We start from the raw sequence: 17,132 nt of genomic DNA, 5'->3' as shown, positions 1-17,132 counted from the left end.
GAAAGCCCTCGTGGCACTCGGCTCTTGGGTCGGTCCGTTTGGCGTCAAGCAGTTCCCGAAAGCCCCCGCGGCTGTCGACTCGGTACGGCCGCTGCGCTCCTCGCTCCCTCCGGTCGCTGCGGTGCTTGGCGGTCCGTTCCTTCGCCGACAGCCGCGGCCCCTTTCAGTCCCACCCACCGCATCCTCACCCTCCCCAACCGCCTGCGCGTCTCGGCTCGCTCCCTCCGGTCGCTCGCCTGCGATGCTCGCCCCTCGCGCGTCGTCGGCCGCGCACGGAGGCGCGGCCGTCGCGCGCCACACGGCTCCCCCGTCGTCGTCCCGACCGAACCCCCGGCCGTTCGTCGACTCCTCGGGTCCCCCCGAGCGCCGCCGCTTCTATAACCCACAGATAGTTCAGGCGGGGACATATGGGACCGGGCCGCCATCGGTTCGTGTTACATGAGCACAGGGACCACGCTCCCCGATCGGGCGGGAACCGTCGTCGTGGGCGCGGGCTGTGTGGGCTGTAGCGCTGCCTACCACCTCGCCCGCCTCGGCCGGGAGGACGTCCTCGTCCTCGACCGGGGGCCGCTGTACGAGACCGGCGGCTCGACCTCCCACGCGCCCGGGCTGGTGTTCCAGACGACCGGAAACAGGCTGATGTCGCGGATGGCCGCCTACACCCGGAATCTGTACGACGGCTTCGGCGACTTCCGGACGAGCGGCGGGATCGAGGTCGCCTACACCGAGGACCGAATGGACTTCCTCGAGCGCAAGCGCGAGTGGGGTCGGGCCCACGGGCTGACGGGCGGGCGGCTCCTCTCCCCGGAGGAGGTCGCCGAGTTCGTCCCCCAGATCGACGAGTCCGTGATCCACGGCGGCTACTACCTCCCGTCCGACGGCAAGGCCCACGCGGTCGACGCCTCAGAGACGATGGCCGAGCGCGCCCGTGAGCGGGCCGGCCACCGCTTCGTCGGGAACACCGAGGTGACCGACGTGGAGGTCGACGACGGCGAGGTCGCGGCCGTCGTCACCGACCGCGGCCGCGTCGAGTGCGACGACCTGCTGCTCGCGACGAACATCTGGGGCCCGCTGTTCGGCGACATGGTCGGCACGGACGTCCCGCTGGTGCCGTGTGCCCACCAGTACCTCGTCTCCGAGGAGTTCGAGCAACTCGCGGGCGCGGATCGGGAGATCGAACAGCCGATCCTCCGCCACCAGGACTACTCGCTGTACTTCCGCCAGCACGGCGAGCGGTACGGCGTCGGCTCGTACAACCACGAACCGCTGCTGGTGGACCCGGCCGACATCCACGGCCCCGAACGGCTCGAGGATCTCGGGCTGGAGTACCCGTCGCTCCGCGAGTTCACCGCCGAGCACTTCCGCGAGAACACCCACCCCGACCACGACCGGTCGGCCCGCGACGCCGCGAGCGAACTCGTCCCGGCGTTCGAGGACTGCGGGTGGGACTCCCGGATCAACGGGATGTTCTCGTTCACCCCCGACGGGATGCCGATCCTCGGCCCCGACGAGGACGTGGACGGGCTCTGGTGGGCGCTCGCCGTCTGGGTGACCCAGTCGGGCGGCGCGGGCAGCGTCGTCGCCAACTGGATGGAGGAGGGCGTCCCGCGGCTCGACGGCGAGCGGGTCGACGCGACGGGCGCGCACGTCTCGCGGTTCCAGCCCCACGCGGGCAGCCGGGAGTTCACCTACGGCCGCGGCGGCCAGCAGTACCGGGAGGTGTACCAGCTCGTCCACCCGCGCGAGCAGCCGACGGGCCAGCGGGGGCTCCGGCGCAGCCCGTTCCACGACCGGCAGGACGACCTCGGGGCGGCGTTCTACGACAGCGGCGGCTGGGAGGTGCCGCAGTGGTACGAGTCCAACGAGGAGCTCCTGTCGGAGTACGACGTCCCGGGCCGCCCGGGCTGGCGCGGCCGGCACTGGTCGAAGGCACAGGGCGTCGAGCACCTCGCGGTCAGGGACGGCGTCGCGATGTTCGACATGACCACCTTCACGGGGATCGAGGTCGCCGGCCGGGGCGCCGAGTCGTTCCTCCAGGGGCTGCTGACCAACGACGTCGCCGTCTCCCCCGGCCGGATGCGCTACACCGCGATGTGCAACGAGGACGGCGGCGTCCTCGCGGACCTCACGGTCAGCCGACTCGCCGAGGACCGCTACCTGCTGTTCACCGGCGGCGGCAGTTCCGCGACGCTGCACTCCCGCTGGATCCGCGAGCACGCCCCCGACGACGGCTCCGTCTCGGTCGCCGTCCACGACTCGGACACGGCCGGCGTCGGCGTCTGGGGCCCCGACGCGCGGAACGTGCTCGACCCGGTCGTCGAGGCCGACCTCTCGAACGACGCGTTCCCGTTCTACTCGGTGCAGGAGACGTACCTCGGGGGCCTCCCGGTCACGATGCTCAGGCTGTCGTACGCCGGCGAACTGGGCTGGGAGATCTACACGCCGACCGAGTACGGGGCGCGGCTGTGGGACGCCGTCCGGGAGGCGGGCGAGGAACAGGGCGTCGTGCCGATGGGGTGGGCGGCGCTCGACTCGACGAGCCTGGAGAAGGGCTACCGGCTCTGGGGGAGCGACCTCACTCCCGAGCACGACCCGTACGAGGCCGGCATCGGCTTCGCGGTGGACCTCGACACGGAGTTCCTCGGCCGCGAGGCGCTCCTCTCGGCCCGGGACCGCGGCGTCGACCGGAAGCTGGTGCCGATCACGCTCGACGAGGAGGGGGCGGTCGTCGACGCGGGCCACCCGGTGCTCGACGGCGACGAGGCGCTCGGCTACGGCTGCCGGGCCGACTACGGCTACACCGTCGACGCCGGCATCGTCTACGCCTACCTGCCCGCCGAGTACGCCGACCCGGGTCGGTCCGTCGAGGTCGAGTACGGGAACGAGCGCTACCCGGCGACCGTCCGGGAGGAACCGCTGTTCGACCCCGAGCGCGACAAACTGATCCGGTGAGCCGGGAGCGCCGGTCGCCACCGTCCCGGCGCCGACCGCCGTCCGCCTGCCCCGATACCGGGGCGGATTGCCCCTTCCGTAAATAAACACCTCCGTAGTTCGGGGTCAACCGTTATACAGGAATATGCTAATTGCTCTCACGGGTAATGTTCACATGACGGATGACCGCGTCCGGAGGGTGGTCGTATGAGCGCGTCCGAGGGCGCCTGGGAGGAGTTCACGGACGAACTGGACTACGTCGTGTTCGGCGTCGGCTTCGTCGTCTCGTTGCTGGCCGTCCTGGCGTTCGTCTTCCGGGACGAGGCGGCCGCGAACCTCATGAACGGCGTCAACGACTTCCTGTGGACGGGGTTCGGGTGGGCGTACCTGCTCGCCATGTTCCTCCTCGTCGTCTTCGTCGCGTTCCTCATCTTCGGGCCCTGGGGGAACATCACCCTCGGCGGGGAGAACGAGGAACCCGAGTTCACCTTCCCCGCCTACTTCGCGATGCTGTACTCGGCGGGGATCGCCGCCGGCATCGTCTTCTGGGGGCCCGCCGAGGCGATCTTCCACTACGACACGGTCTCGCCCCTGATCGGCGCCGACTCGCAGACGCCCGGCGCGGCGGTCGGCGCGATCCAGTACACGTTCTTCCACTGGGGCATCTCCGCGTGGACCGCCTACGTCGTGATGGGGATCCCGATCGCCTACTACGCGTACCGCTACGACGCGCCGCTGCGGATCTCGACGGTGCTCGCCCCGTGGGTCGGCCTCGACAACCTCGACGGCCCCCTCGCCAAGGTGATCGACGTCCTCGCGGTGTTCGCGACGCTGGGCGGGGTCGCGACCACGCTGGGGCTCGTCGGGAGCCAGTTCCTCGTCGGCATCGAGTGGACGACCGGAACGGGGGTGGGCGACCTGACGACGGTGCTCGTGATCACCGGGCTGACGGTCGCGTTCACCCTCTCGGTCGCGCTCGGGGTCGAGCGGGGCATCAGGCGGGTGTCCTACTTCAACATGGCCCTGTTCGTCGTGCTGATGGTCGCGACGTTCCTCCTCGGCCCGACCCGGTACATCATGGCGCTCGGAACCGAGGCGCTGGGCGTCTACGTCAACCAGTTCATCTCGATGAGCTTCTACACCGGCGCGGGCGCCACCGAGGGCGCCGGCGTGGCCGCCTGGGTCGGCGGCTGGACGGTGTTCTACTGGGCCTGGTGGTTCTCGTGGACGCCGTTCGTCGGCCTGTTCATCGCGCGCATCTCCCGCGGCCGGACGGTGCGGCAGGTGGCCGTGACCGGGGTGCTCGCCTCGACGGCCATCACCATCCCGTGGTTCGCCACGATGGGCGGGACGGCCATCTTCCTCCAGCAGAACGGTCGTGCGGACATCCTCGGCGTCGTCGGCAACCTCGGCGAGGCGGCCTCGGGCTACCCGCTGTTCGAGGCGCTCCCGCTCGGCGGCCTGCTGACGGCCATGTTCCTCGTGCTCGTGACCACGTTCTTCGTCACCTCCGCGGACTCCTCGACGCTGGCGCTCGGGATGCTGACCACCGGCGGCGCCCACAGGCCCTCGACGATCAACCGGGTCGTCTGGGGCTTCCTCATCGGCGCGCTCGCCTCCCTGCTCATGGTCGTCGGCGGCGTCGACGCGCTGCAGGCGGCCGCCATCATCACCGGCGGCCCGTTCGCGCTCGTCACGCTGATCGCCGTCGCGTCGATGATGACCGCGTTCGGGAAGCGGCGGCCGATCTTCCTCCGCGAGGAGGACGGCGTCTCGATGCCCGGCTCCGAGCGGGTCGTCGAATCGGGCGTGTCGGACGACGACTGAGGTCCGTCGTCCGCGGCGGCCGTCCGCCGCCCCGTCGTGGAGATCACCCGAACTCCGGTTCGGACCGCCCGCCACCCGGGTCGCGGGGAGAACGGAGGGGGTTCGGGGTCGCTACCCGAACAGCGACTCGCAGCCGTCGACGACGACGCGGGGGCCGTCCTCGAGGTCGATCGCGAGTTCGAGCGAGCCGTCCTCGTCGACGTCCGCGGCCGTGACGTCGATGGCGACCTCCTCGCTCCGGTCGCCCTTGCGACTCTCGCCGTCGCCACCGCGCGCGAGCGTGACGTCGACGTCGCCCGAGCGTTTCTCGCCCGCGTCGAACTCGAGCTTCGAGAGCGGGTTCTCCGACTTCCGCCGGGAGTCGCAGTTCCCGACGGCGACCGTGGCGTCGGTGACGAGCCCCAGAAGCGTGTCGAGGTCGTCGATCCCGAGGTCGTCGCTCAGCCGGACCGTGGCGGTCCCGTGCTCGTGCTCGTCGTCGTGGAGCGTCCCGACGACTTCGACGTCGGCGCCGGTCAGGTCCGTGATCGACTTCTCGTCGACCGGGCCGAGGAACACGTACAGCGCCGAGGCGTCCTCGGACCCGCGGACGCTGTCCGGGACGAGGACGACCAGATCCTTCGTCCCGTCGCCGGTGAGGTCGCCCCGGGCGGTCACCCAGCCGATCCGCTCGTCGACCGGGATGCCCGTCGCCCGGTCCGGGAGCGGCTGGACCGGCGTCCGAAAGTCCTCGGGGTCCTCGCGCACCCGGAAGATGCCCCAGGCGCCGGCCTCGAGGCGCCGCCGCTGTTTCATCTCCTGGTAGATGTGGTCGCCGACGCTCTCCGCGAGGCCGCCGGCGTCGTCGAGGAGGTCGCGCTCGTCGGACCGCCCGACGATGTGGCGGTCGTCGACGCCGATCTCGGGCGACGCGTCGACGTCCTCGAAGCGGGGCCACTGGTGGGCCGCGAGGTGGAACGAGATCCCGCGGGCCTTGTCGGCGCCCTGGCCCACCACGAGGCTGACCGGGTCGCCGAGCAGCGCGCGCGGCAGCGGCGTCGCGGGGTCGCCGTGGACGTCGGAGTCGTACACCTGGTACTGGTCGTCGTCCTCCTCGAACCGCCGGACGAACGGTTCCGCGCGGTAGTTGATCGCCATGTAGCCGTGGTCCTCGGGGTCGCCGAGTTGGTTACACGGGTCGTCCGGGTCGACCTCCTCGTCGTGGCCCGGCGGCACCACGCAGTCGTCGGGGTCGTCCTCGTTGAGGATGAACTGCGCGTCCGCGAACAGCAGGTTGACCAGGCGCTGGTCGGGACCGTCGGGGGTCTTCACCATGGCCTCCGTGGAGAGCCCCTGCGGCGTCGGCTCGGCGGTCCTCGGGTCGACCAGCTCCGCCTCGGGGGGCGTCGCGATGACGTTGCCGTAGGCGCCGTGGTGGCGGGTGCTCCGGACGTCCGCGTAGTCCCAGAAGATGGAACTGGGCGTCTCCTCGTCGACGAACCACCGGTAGGTGATCGTCTCGCCGGGGGCGACCGTCTGGTCCCAGTTGAACCCGACCGTCGCGCCGTCCGAACCTAGCACGTCGTACTCCAGGTGCGTCGCGTGCATCGACATCCGCTTCGACCGGTCCCAGGGGTGCTCGGTCCGCATCTCGGGGTGGGCGTGGTCCTCGAACTCGTCGGGGTCGACGCGGTTGGTGAAGTTGACCTCGATGCAGTCGCCCAGGTTCGCCCAGAGCGTGAGCGGGACGGGGGAGTCCCCGTCGCGGACGTCGTCGGCGTGCTCGTCGAGGGTGTAGACGACCCCGAACTCGTCCCGGTCGCCGTGGTCGTTGTACTCGATCTCGGCGTCGACGGCGCTGACGTCGAACGTGCGGACCGGCGCGTCGTCGGGACACGGGTCGCCCGGGTCGGGCGCCCGCTCGGGCGGGTCGCCCGTGATCTCGTCGTTCTGCCGCTCGTCCTTGTCAGGCGGGAACTCCCGGTCGTCGTCGTCGTCGTACAGCAGCCTCGCCCGGTGCCCGAACTCCGTCCAGTCGAAGTCGGCGAACGGCGCCGGGTGGCCCATCTCCTTCAGCTCCTCCTCGGTGATCTCTTCGTCCGGGAGCCCCCGGTCCGGCAGGGGCTGGAGGTGGTCGGTCGCCGCGCCGAACCGCCGGTGGATCCCCCACATCCCCTCCCAGAGGTCGTCGATGATGGGGGAGCCGTACAGGTGGTCCCTGACGGGTAGCCCCGCCGGGTTCCCCAGCTCGGTGAACGCGTCCATGTCCGCCCCCTCCATCCCATCGCCCTCGGGGTTCAGGTCGAGCGTGAACGCCTCGGACGTGCCGAGGATCTGGGAGGTCGACTCCTCCGGATGGTTGCCCTCGGACTCGAAGTGGCGGCCGTTGACGTGGAAGGTGTGCTGCTCCTCGTAGGCGCCCATCCAGAGCCGGATCCGGACCGGGTCGCCCTCGTAGGTCTCGAGCAGCGGCGTCGACGGGTCGCCGTGGACGAACGAGGAGAACACGTACGCCGGGTCGCAGTCGTCGCGGATGTGGAACGGCGTGTTCCGGTAGTTGATGCCCATCACGCCCGCGTTCTCGTTGTGTTCCGCGTCGTCGTTGACGAGTTCGCCGTCGCGGTCGACGAGCTGGGCGAAGTCGTGGTAGGCGAGCGCGAACTCGCGGAAGTCCTCGCCGTCGGGGTTCTCGATGATGGCCTGCGTCCCGCTGCGAACGGGGTCGCCGCTGTAGGGATCGAACCACTCCGAGTTCGGCGGCTCGACCACGAGCGAGCAGAACGAGCCGTGCATCACGTCCTCGATGCCGGTGATGTGGTCGTGGAAGAAGATGGTCCCCTCCTCGTCGGCGAACCACCGGAAGAAGTTCCTCTCGCCGGGCTGGGCGTCCTGGCGGTAGTTGAACCCGGTGGCGAGCGAGTCGGAGCCGAGCACGTCGTAGGAGACGAAGTGGATGTGGGTCGACTTGCCGCCCTCCTCGACGGGGACGCTCTCGGGCAAGGCGTCGTCGTCGCCCTCCGGGAACCTGTCGGCCGGGATGGCCGCGAGGTTCTCGTCGGTCACCTCGTTCTTGAAGGTGACGTCGACGCAGTCGCCGACGTTCGCGCGGACGACCAGCGGCTCGGGGTTCAGCTTCCCCTCCTTTATCAGTTCGACGTCGTTCACGTCCTCGTCGACGAGGACCTTCCCCGTGTCCGGGTCGACCTCGCGGTACTTCTCCAGGACGTAGACGATGCCGTTGGGGTCGTGGTGGCCGTCGTCGTTGTAGACGACGTCCGCGGGGAGCGCCACGATGGTGTAGTCGCGTTTCATTCCCTCGATCTGGACGTCGGGTTCGAACCCCTCGATGTCGGGTTCGCAGGGGTCAGTGTAGGGGGCGCCCGGGAGGATATCGTCGCCGTTGCGGGTGAGCGCATCCTCCTCGTCGGGTTCCGGGTCGCGGAAGTCGTCGAGGCCCGCGGCGCCGTACGGCGGGTACGGCGGCGCCTCGCCGAACTCGCCGGGGATGAACTCCGGGAACCCCTCGACGTCGGAGTCGGCGGGGATGGGCGGGTCGTTGTCCGGGAGTTTCTGTAATCCCTCTCGCTCCTTGTCGAGCACGCGCACGAGCCCCCACATCCCCTCGCCGTAGTGCGGGAACAGGTGGCAGTGGAACAGGTAGTCGCCGGGGCTCCCGTGGGCGCCGCCTGCGCCGGTCCGGAACGCCTCCTCGAAGGTCATGTCCGGGCGGACCGTCTCCAGGTCTTCGATCGATCCGTCGGCCGTCCCGAACGCCGTGGTGAACGGCTCGTCGTACACCGCGCCCAGCCCCAGCGTCTGTGAGTCGATCGTGTCGGACCGCTCGTCCGGCGGCGTCTCCTTCCAGCGGTGGCCGTGGAGGTGGTGGACGTGGTTCTCCTCGATGGACGCCCCGACGGAGACGGTCTTGACCGGGTCGCCGAGGTACATCGGGTAGGCGTTGTCGCCGCCGCCGGGGTCGCCGTGGACCCACGAGTTGTAGAACGCCTCCCGCTCTATCGGGTCGTCGAGCGGCGGGATGCGGTTGCCGGTGGGGTCCGCGCGGTAGTTGATGGCGTGGACCATCTGCGGTTCGTCGCTGTCCGGGAACGTGAGCTGATCGCCGTCCCGGGTCACGATCCCCTCCGGCGTGTGGTAGTGAAGGAGGATCTGCCGGTAGCTCAGGCCCGGCACGAAGCCGCGATCGACGGCCTCCTCCGGGACGTCCTCGGGGACGTGGACGTCGGCCTGGACGCGACCCTGCGTCTCCTTCCCCGTGTACGGGTCGGTCCAGGTCGTCCCCTTCGGGAGGACCGAGACCGAGCCGAACAGGCCGCGGGCGGTAAGGTTCGCCTTCTGGGGGGGCTCGTCGGCGCTGTCGTACGCCTGGTTCGCCCCGTCGAGGAAGAAGTGCGTCCCGAGGCGGCGGGCGTCCCAGCGGTAGGTGATGGAGTCGCCGGGCGCGACCGTCGTGTCGGGGTTCTCCCCGACGTTCATCCCGTCGGACTCCCGGACCTCGTAGGGGAGCGCAGTCTGGTGGATCGACGCGCGGCGGTCGAGGTCGTTGTGGAACTCGACCTCGATCACGTCGCCGAAGTTGGCGCGCAGCGACAGCGGCTGGAGGACCCGCGTGTCGCCGTCCGCACGCAACTTCTTCGGGATGTCCTCGCAGAACGCCTCCTCCTGCTCGTCCTGGAGGACCACGCTGTTCGCGCACGGGACCTTCCCGGAGAGCCGCTTGGCCTCCTTCAGATCCTCCTTCAGCACGAGGATCGCGGCGTTGGGTTGGTGAAGCCCGAAGCGGTTGTAGACGAGGTCGACCTCGATGGCGTGGACCTCGAAGTGGCGGACCTGCCCGTCCTCGGGTTCCTCGGGGACGTCGCCCGCGAGGCCGTTCTCGGCCGCGATCGCGGTTCCGTTCGCCAGCCCCGCGCTCGCGGCGAGGGCGCCGCTTCCCTTCAGGAACGTCCGGCGCGGATAGGTCGACTCGTCCCCTTCCTCCTCCAGTTCGCGTAAGACGTGCTTACCCCCGCCGTCGGTACGCTCGTTGGCGGGTAGGCTACCAGATGGCTGTTCGTTCTCACAATCTTCGTTGTCCGGTGGCATTCGAGTATGAGTACGGAATCCAACAACATTGTAACTGGATTTATAAAAAATCCTACCCGAGTGCTAGTCGGCAGTACGGCGCGTATATCGGTCACAGGAGGCGCGAGGCCTCGTTCCCTCCGCTGTAAACCTACCGGGGAGGGCCGGCGACGCCGAGACGCGACCCGCGGTTCCGGCGTGATGGGCCATCCCCGGCGACCGTCCCGGACGACGACGATCCACGGTCCGAGTGTGGGACGCTCGGTTCGGGGAACGGCGGACGTCGGTGGAAGCTGCTTTCGGCGTCGTTTCGGCCGGGAGGGGCGGGAAGCCGGTGGAGGGGTCGTGAACCACGGTCGGAGCGGAGCTCCTCCCCGGCTCAAATCCCTCCACCGAGGCTCTTCAGCCTCGGTTCGTTCGGAAGAAAGAGCCGGTGGAGGGATTTGGAACCCTTAGACGCGAGAGGCACGCTGTACCTCGTCGCTACCGCCGGTCCATACGCGGACGCACCTCTGCGAATGGCCTTACACAAGGCCAACGATGGAACTCAAGCCAACCCCACCCCGAGACGCCAAGAGCCGATACCTGACACGGAAAGAAGCCCACGTCAGCGAGAAGACCCTCTATAACTACAACACCGCCCTCAAGCGGTTCCTCGAATACCTCGCCACCCAGAACATCGAGGACATGAGGAACGTAGACAGCGACGAGATAGCCCGCTTCGAGGCATGGCGACTGGACGACGTGAAGCCGATAACGGCCCGCAACGATATGCGGACCATCAAGAACTTCATCCAATTCTGTGAGTCTATACAGGCCGTCCCCGTCGGTCTCCACGAACTCGTCCAGACAACGAAGGTCTCCGACGAAGACGAGATATGTGACGACGTCCTCACAAGACAAGAAGCGAAGGCCATCCTCAAACGCCTCTCCAAGTACGACTACGCAAGTCTTCGCCACGTAATCGTACTCACCCTCTGGAAGACCGGGATGCGACTTGGAGGACTACGTGCCCTCGACGTAGGTGACTTTGACGAAGGCCGTCCCGCTATCGAGATTCGACACCGGGCCGAATCGGGAACGCCACTCAAGCGGAAATCAAAGAGCGAACGGGACGTTCTGATTACCCCTGAAGTGGCCGAGGTTCTGGCCGACTACATCTCCACCCAGCGCCCGGACGTGACCGACGACCACGGACGAAAGCCGCTAATCGCTACCGACTACGGACGTGCATCCCGGACGACCATCACCAAACACGTCTACCTCTCTACCAGCCCGTGCTTCCACAACGGCGGGAAGTGTCCGTTCGACCGAGACGCCGATACCTGCGAAGCGACTCAATGGGGACACGCCTCGAAGTGTCCCGGCTCGGTCAGTCCCCACGCCCTTCGCCGGGGATACGTCACGGCGGCTCGGAACGCAGGCCAACCGAAGGATGTGACGGGTGACCGAGTGAACATGAGTGGAAAGATTCTGGATAAGCACTACGACAAGGGGTCTTACGACGAGAAAGCCGAACGGCGGAAGGACCACCTACGAGACATATAGCGCTGAGGCCCCCTCACGGACCGTTCCTGTCCTCGGCGGTTCCGTGACCAAACCATCAGTTTCATGATGGATGTTAGGAGACTGCCCGAGGGGCCGAAGTTTCGATTGTTGATAGAGACAAAACAGACGAGAAGGTGCGGTGTTCCGAGGGAATCGAGTCAGTAGTCCCACGAGCAAACCCAGAAGACCCCTTCCAGAACTTTCAACTATTCGATAGGTTTATGCCGACCGGGCCATAAAGGATAGTATGGCGCTGAAGCCGAACAAGCGACAGGCCGTACTACTTCAGGAGCGGATTCAAGAAGCCCTTCACAATAGTCGTCTTCCAGAGGGCGAGAAAGCCGAACTCCGAGAGTTCAATGCTGACCTCAAACACTACCTCCGGTAGATGGTACTGCTGAAGGTACTACTGAGGGCCTGAATCAGGCGAGAAGGCGTGAAACCAAAAACTAACCAAACCTTGACACAAGAAGACTATCACAAGTTCGTATCCGGGTATCTATGGTGGGATGAGGAGACCGGGACGGTTCGCAATCTGAATGGCTACTCTGTGGAGAACCAAGATGAAGCGCCCGCGATGTGGCCTTCGGACGCGGCTCGGCTTGGGAAATGGCTGACAGAGGTTGGGAATCGAGAAGCCCCCTTCTATATCTACTATCGAGACTCCTACAAAGACCACATCGTTCAAGACGGCGACACCCTTTGTAGCCACACCGTCAACGTCCCCGACCCCAACTCAGATTCGTTGAAGCCGTTCCCTGAGGTAACCGACCACGAATGGAGCCTCATTCTCTCGTATCGGAAGGGCTTCTGCAACCATTGTCCGAGTATCGCTCGGCGGAAGGAGATATGGCCGGAGGAACCGCCTCACGACCCGCCGTCATTCTCCTGCCCCGAATGTGGCGACCCGATAACGGGCATCCACGAGATAGCCGGTATGACACGGGCGGAACATCCGGATGGACGCTCCCATGAAATTGACCGAAATGCGTACCAGAAGTGGCGACGTGGCGAGACCGTTAATGAGGATGCAGTCTAAGCGCCTTCCGACGTGGACCTGACGCCTGACAACATTGAGTTCTTCCGAGAAGCAGGGGCCTCAGAGGAGTTCCTGACCCTGATTCAGGTTAGTCCGGACGATGTGAACCGGAATCCTGTGCGGCGAGAAGCCCGCTGCTACGTCTCCCATACCGACCTTGACGGGGACCCCGAGGACTTTCCTCCCGAAGGGAGCCGCTTCCTCAGGAACGTCTGGGACGGCGACCTGTACGACGCATATCGCCAAGGGGACTTCGTGACTGCGACCCTCCTCACAACCGTCTTCGGAAAAGACCGGCTCAATTCGGCTCGACCCAGACCCGAACTTCCCACGGTCGAAGAACTCGGGTCTACCCCGTTTATCGTCTCAGAGCCACGACCCCAACCCGACGCGAGGGAGAACTTTATTTAAGGCGCTTGATATAATCCCCGTGCATCCTTTTTGGGGCCGTTTTCTTCATGCTACCCAAACACAGAATGACGGGCGGGCCGCCACTAACAGTAAGAAAGATTCCATATAATCTATTTTGGTATATCTGGCATCTTCCAACCAAAGCAGAGCAAACTCCGAACCGATAGAAATTATATCGACATAATGTAGGTTGGATTCGTATTCGTTGTAAGCTCCTACGAGGCTCGTGGTTCGATTCTGTACTCTAGATGATGGTTGCCCCTCGGTCCAAAAAAGAATCCAGCTGGGAGCATCCTCGGACGTCTGAGGGGCAACTGGTTGTCTATGGCTCCCCCAAACCCGGGGGTTGGCCTGATATGGCTGATTTTCCCTACTCCTACAGGACCCTATGAGAGGGAAGAAGGGGGAAAACCTACGGAAAGGGGGTAGTAGGGAGAGTCCCTTTAGGAGTTGTCCTATAGAGGAAGGCGGTACCAGAAAGGGACCAAAATGGGACAAGAAGGGTGCTGTACCACGAAGAGGATAGCGGATTGAGAAGGGACTGCGGTCCTCATAGGAACTTATTGGGACAACAGTCTGAATAGGAGTGGTGGTCCCGGTTAGGAGGGGTATCCAATGGAGGAGTCCGTATTCTCCCATTCCCATCGGTAACAGACCCCTCAGGGGCAGGAGTTGAGGAAGGAATCCTCTCGGGAACCAGTCGGTCGATGAACTTCTGAGGCAGATATGAAGTGAATGGTTGGCTACTATTAGGGGGAATACTACAATATCAGTCAGGTACAGAGATAATGTCGTCCGGTTCTGACTCCCATTGGTTCCCTCTGGAAGCGGTGGTGGAGCGCCGGACTTCTTGTCCGTTTCAGAATCTGTATTGGACGAGAAGCGACCAACGACAGCAAATCGACCTCCGTTACAACGTATCGCCTCCTGTTTCGGCAGTCGCTGGGATACGCAATAGGGAGACGGTTCCGCTCTCCTATCCCGGTATCCTATAGTGGGCTCTGGGCCACCTCTCCGAATCCCCTCAACACTATTAAGATACAACCCTTTATATACCCTGTCTGGGGTTTATATACTCCATTCAGGCCGAAAGCATGGTCTCAGCCTCCTTCCAATCAACAGACGACCACTGAATGTGGCCTTGGACCTTCTGGATACAACGCCGGACAGTTGTGTCTTGGTAAGAGAATCCCTCCATGAGATGAACGAACAACTCGTCATTGTTCTCGTCGTTTCGGTTGGGGTGATAGGCCCGGTCGCTCCGACAGTCGTTCCGAAGGACGATAGCGCAGATACAGACTGCGATTAATTCCTTGTCAATCCCAGCCGGAGAACTCCACTTCTGGAACAGTGCCCGGTCCATCTCCATGCGGGCGACCTTCTTCTGAAGGGGATTCAGCTCAACGTAACCCGCGACGGCATCGAGAATCGTCAAACTGTCCTGTCTCTGGAGCATTGGATTGTCTCCCCACTTGTACGAGAATATTCCTTTGTTGAATGCCCTGAGACGGCTGTAGTGTACTATAAACGACTTCATTCCGTCAAGTCTGTCCTTTGATGGATAATCCGCGTTCTCATCGTCGGGGTGGAATTTAGTAGCGTTCGGCGTGTCGGGTTCCGTAATCGGCTCTGGTTGTGACTCGTCGTACATAGTGGTCTGTGAGACAACCCAAGATGCTCCAGTTGGCGCGTGCTTCTCGTCCAGAAAGGAGAATCAGCACACGGACCAGCAAAAACCCGGTCTTGACCAGTCCGGGGACGCTTCCTCGGTTCTCTCAAGATTAAACCCAATCGTAGGGTATTAACTGTACCGGACCGCAGTCAGGCGTTTTTCTCCGGCGGAAGGCCCCTTTCGGGTGTAGGAGTATTACGTAGGTCCGAGGGTGTCTGCCTCAGAACAGCACTCAGTGGCTCTGTTGAAATCCCATTCTTCAGAGGTATATTAGCACGAAATGCGCGTTTACTACAGGTGCGAATTGGTCTTTCGGTAGCCCTGCGACTCAGCAACAGAAACCCGTATAGACCTTGGGAAAGTTTCACACTCGCTCGGATGACGCATCAACTATGAACCGTCGTCAGTTCCTCGCCAGAACCGTTCCAACAATCTCTGGAATATTAGGTGGGTGTCTTGGTACTACTACCTCCTGCACGGACGACGGAAGTTGGCCACCGACCGTCCAAGTTGATGAGTTAGAACTGGTTCCGGGTGGCTTCGCAATATTAGAAATTCATGTGGAAGGCATCACAGAGTTCCAATTCGACACGCAATTGTACCGATGTGGTTCCACCGATGCTCCAGTCAGATTCGGAGACGTTGAGACCTCACCGGATATTGATTTTCAAGCCGATTCATGCCCGCCGATTTGGTTATGGAACGACTGCACAAGTGTTACCGTGAGCGCGCCAGTTCATGTTGCTCCTGATGCTGCACCCGGCGAGTACGAATACGGGTTCCGAATCGGTGAACGGATTGACGAACCTCACTCTCAGGACTACGAATATACACTCACAATTACCGAGAACTGAAACAGTAACTGTCCAACGGTAGGTTCCTCGTCTGCACTTACCACGGACAGTGCCAAACCTATCATGTTTTGAGGGTTTCAACAGAGCCCACTCAGTCTATTCATCTGATGTGGGCTTCCAGAAGACGACTGCCCGGCCACCGACCTTCTTGCGCCGGAGGTCTCCCCGCTCGACCAGCTCGGATAACTTGTTGAGGGCAGTTCTGCGGGACACATCGAGGGCGTCAGCGATTTCGCTGGCTGTTCTGGGTTCGTGGTCGGAGAACACCTCAAGGGCGTCATCGGGGCTAACCTGCTCCGTATAGCGCTCTGTGTCGGTGCGGTCTCGGTCGTCGTCACTCATACGCCCTCTTTCTCGCCGCCTTTGACTCTCAAACGATACCGTATCTTCTAAACTTTAAGTGCTGACAACGGAATATTCTGGGCAATTGTGACCGACAATCCTTCGTGGCCGAAACCCCACGTCGATTACGCACAGACAATTAACGTCGAAATATCGTCAGTCTGTGATTTCGAGAGTTTGGAGACATACAGGGACAATATAGGCCACTACGAATCAAACAACTACACGTACATCCCCCTGCCCACCGACGGCAAGTATTATGACTGCAATTCCTGTTCGCTGAAAGACCTCAACAGAGAACAATGGGTATGGCTGGAGGACCCGATAATTCCGGAATTATCCCGCTTCAAAGACCACGATTTTCTGCTAATATATCATCCTGATGAATGGTTCTACATCAACGACTCTGTAGTAGAAACAATCAGTCCTACAAGTAAGGACCTCACCAACAGCAAAGTCTATTCCAACCCGTATGACCTTTTAGAGGACTGGCCAGAGCACCATGACGAAGTATATGAAATATTGCAAGACCGAAGTTGCCTGTCCATAATAACTCTGGCCGACCTGAACGATAGGCGGCTTCGGGCAATCCTCTACCAACTCATTTCGAGCGTTGAAGTTGTATTATCTCACGCCATTGAAGCAACCCATCCCGACGGAGAAGACCTAATCAAGCACATGGACGAGGTAAGCATTGGCAGATGGAAGAAGGCCGAATACAACGTGGGCCAGCTACATCCGACCGAATACATGGGATTCGGTGATTTGAAGGATGTTGCGAGCCGGTCATCAGAAATAACAAGCTCTCTCGGATACGACGGGAAAGGCGATTTCAACCATAATCTGAACAAGGCGAGGGATTTGCGGAACCAAGTCATGCACCCATCAAGGAATCTAATAATGGACCATAAAGACGTAGAAGACCTGAACATTGCAGTTAAACAACTTGAAGGCTTCATAGAGCGATGCGACGGCACAATAAGTAGAGAACACTAACACTTCCACAACCACACCACTAAAATGACCCAACTCACGAAACCCCGTAGAACATAGCGAAGGGGTAACGCCATTCGTGGCGACGGCTCGAAGGTGGGTTGGGGCTGACGAAAATGAACCTTGCCTCGCCCTTCTCGCCAGTCACGAATAACCTCATCGCCCATACGCACGCGGGGATTGTCAGAACCTTTGAGCCGGGTTACGTCAACCGACGGCCCGCGAATTGAGTGGTGTCAAAACCCGCCCCGGATGGTGGTGGTTCACGACCGGACAAGAAGGCGGAGCGCCCTTCTCGCTGTATTCGGACTCCTTTTTCGAAACCACACGGGGGAGCGGCCACGTATCGGTGACCGAATCGAATGTTTCCGGCAAAACGGGGTGGTGAGACCGAATCAAATGTCTCTCGAAACGGGGTCCCAGAAAGGAATATTCAAGTGTCAGGGCCTCTATC

The 17,132-nt window shown here is 63.2% G+C and carries 10 protein-coding genes; 7 read left to right on the top strand and 3 right to left on the bottom strand.

Annotated features, from left to right (window positions below; genetic code table 11):
* The first annotated feature begins 438 nt into the window (after positions 1-438).
* Both HUG12_RS01570 and HUG12_RS01565 read left to right on the top strand, forming a co-directional pair.
* Positions 439-2,952: a GcvT family protein gene (locus HUG12_RS01570; protein ID WP_179267092.1), complete on the top strand. Its 2,514-nt coding sequence runs from the start codon at positions 439-441 to the stop codon at positions 2,950-2,952.
* A gap of 186 nt (positions 2,953-3,138) precedes the next feature.
* On the top strand, positions 3,139-4,758 hold the full coding sequence (locus HUG12_RS01565) for a BCCT family transporter (protein ID WP_179267091.1): 1,620 nt from the start codon (positions 3,139-3,141) through the stop codon (positions 4,756-4,758).
* Between the two features lie 111 nt (positions 4,759-4,869).
* Here the strand turns inward: HUG12_RS01565 and HUG12_RS01560 are convergent, their stop codons facing one another.
* A complete protein-coding gene (locus HUG12_RS01560) occupies positions 4,870-9,840 on the bottom strand; it encodes a multicopper oxidase domain-containing protein (RefSeq protein WP_179267090.1) in 4,971 nt (1,656 codons plus the stop codon).
* A gap of 519 nt (positions 9,841-10,359) precedes the next feature.
* On the opposite strand from HUG12_RS01560, the gene HUG12_RS01555 reads away from it, so the two are divergent.
* The 4 genes from HUG12_RS01555 (at position 10,360) to HUG12_RS01540 (ending at position 12,817) form a co-directional block, all read left to right on the top strand.
* The gene (locus tag HUG12_RS01555; RefSeq protein ID WP_179267089.1) at positions 10,360-11,367 is read left to right on the top strand and encodes a tyrosine-type recombinase/integrase; all 1,008 of its coding nucleotides are present in this window, start codon (positions 10,360-10,362) and stop codon (positions 11,365-11,367) included.
* A gap of 247 nt (positions 11,368-11,614) precedes the next feature.
* Positions 11,615-11,755 carry a hypothetical protein gene (locus HUG12_RS01550; protein ID WP_179267088.1) on the top strand — a complete coding sequence of 47 codons (141 nt, stop codon included), beginning with the start codon at positions 11,615-11,617 and terminating at the stop codon, positions 11,753-11,755.
* Between the two features lie 72 nt (positions 11,756-11,827).
* Positions 11,828-12,406, top strand: coding sequence for a hypothetical protein (locus HUG12_RS01545; RefSeq protein ID WP_179267087.1), 579 nt, complete (start codon positions 11,828-11,830; stop codon positions 12,404-12,406).
* A 12-nt stretch (positions 12,407-12,418) separates the two neighbouring features.
* Positions 12,419-12,817, top strand: a complete 399-nt coding sequence (locus HUG12_RS01540; RefSeq protein WP_179267086.1) for a hypothetical protein — start codon at positions 12,419-12,421, stop codon at positions 12,815-12,817.
* A gap of 1,081 nt (positions 12,818-13,898) precedes the next feature.
* Here the strand turns inward: HUG12_RS01540 and HUG12_RS01535 are convergent.
* Together HUG12_RS01535 and HUG12_RS01530 are read right to left on the bottom strand one after the other, a co-directional pair.
* On the bottom strand, positions 13,899-14,468 hold the full coding sequence (locus HUG12_RS01535; protein WP_179267085.1) for a hypothetical protein: 570 nt from the start codon (positions 14,466-14,468) through the stop codon (positions 13,899-13,901).
* A 971-nt stretch (positions 14,469-15,439) separates the two neighbouring features.
* On the bottom strand, positions 15,440-15,685 hold the full coding sequence (locus HUG12_RS01530; protein ID WP_179267084.1) for a helix-turn-helix domain-containing protein: 246 nt from the start codon (positions 15,683-15,685) through the stop codon (positions 15,440-15,442).
* Between the two features lie 87 nt (positions 15,686-15,772).
* On the opposite strand from HUG12_RS01530, the gene HUG12_RS01525 reads away from it, so the two are divergent.
* Positions 15,773-16,681: a hypothetical protein gene (locus HUG12_RS01525; RefSeq protein ID WP_179267083.1), complete on the top strand. Its 909-nt coding sequence runs from the start codon at positions 15,773-15,775 to the stop codon at positions 16,679-16,681.
* Positions 16,682-17,132 lie beyond the last annotated feature (451 nt).

The sequence above is a fragment of the Halorarum salinum genome (genome assembly GCF_013402875.1).
GTDB lineage: Archaea > Halobacteriota > Halobacteria > Halobacteriales > Haloferacaceae > Halorarum > Halorarum salinum.
The sequence above is the reverse complement of the archived record's forward strand: the minus strand, read 5'-3'. Positions and strand labels throughout refer to the sequence as shown.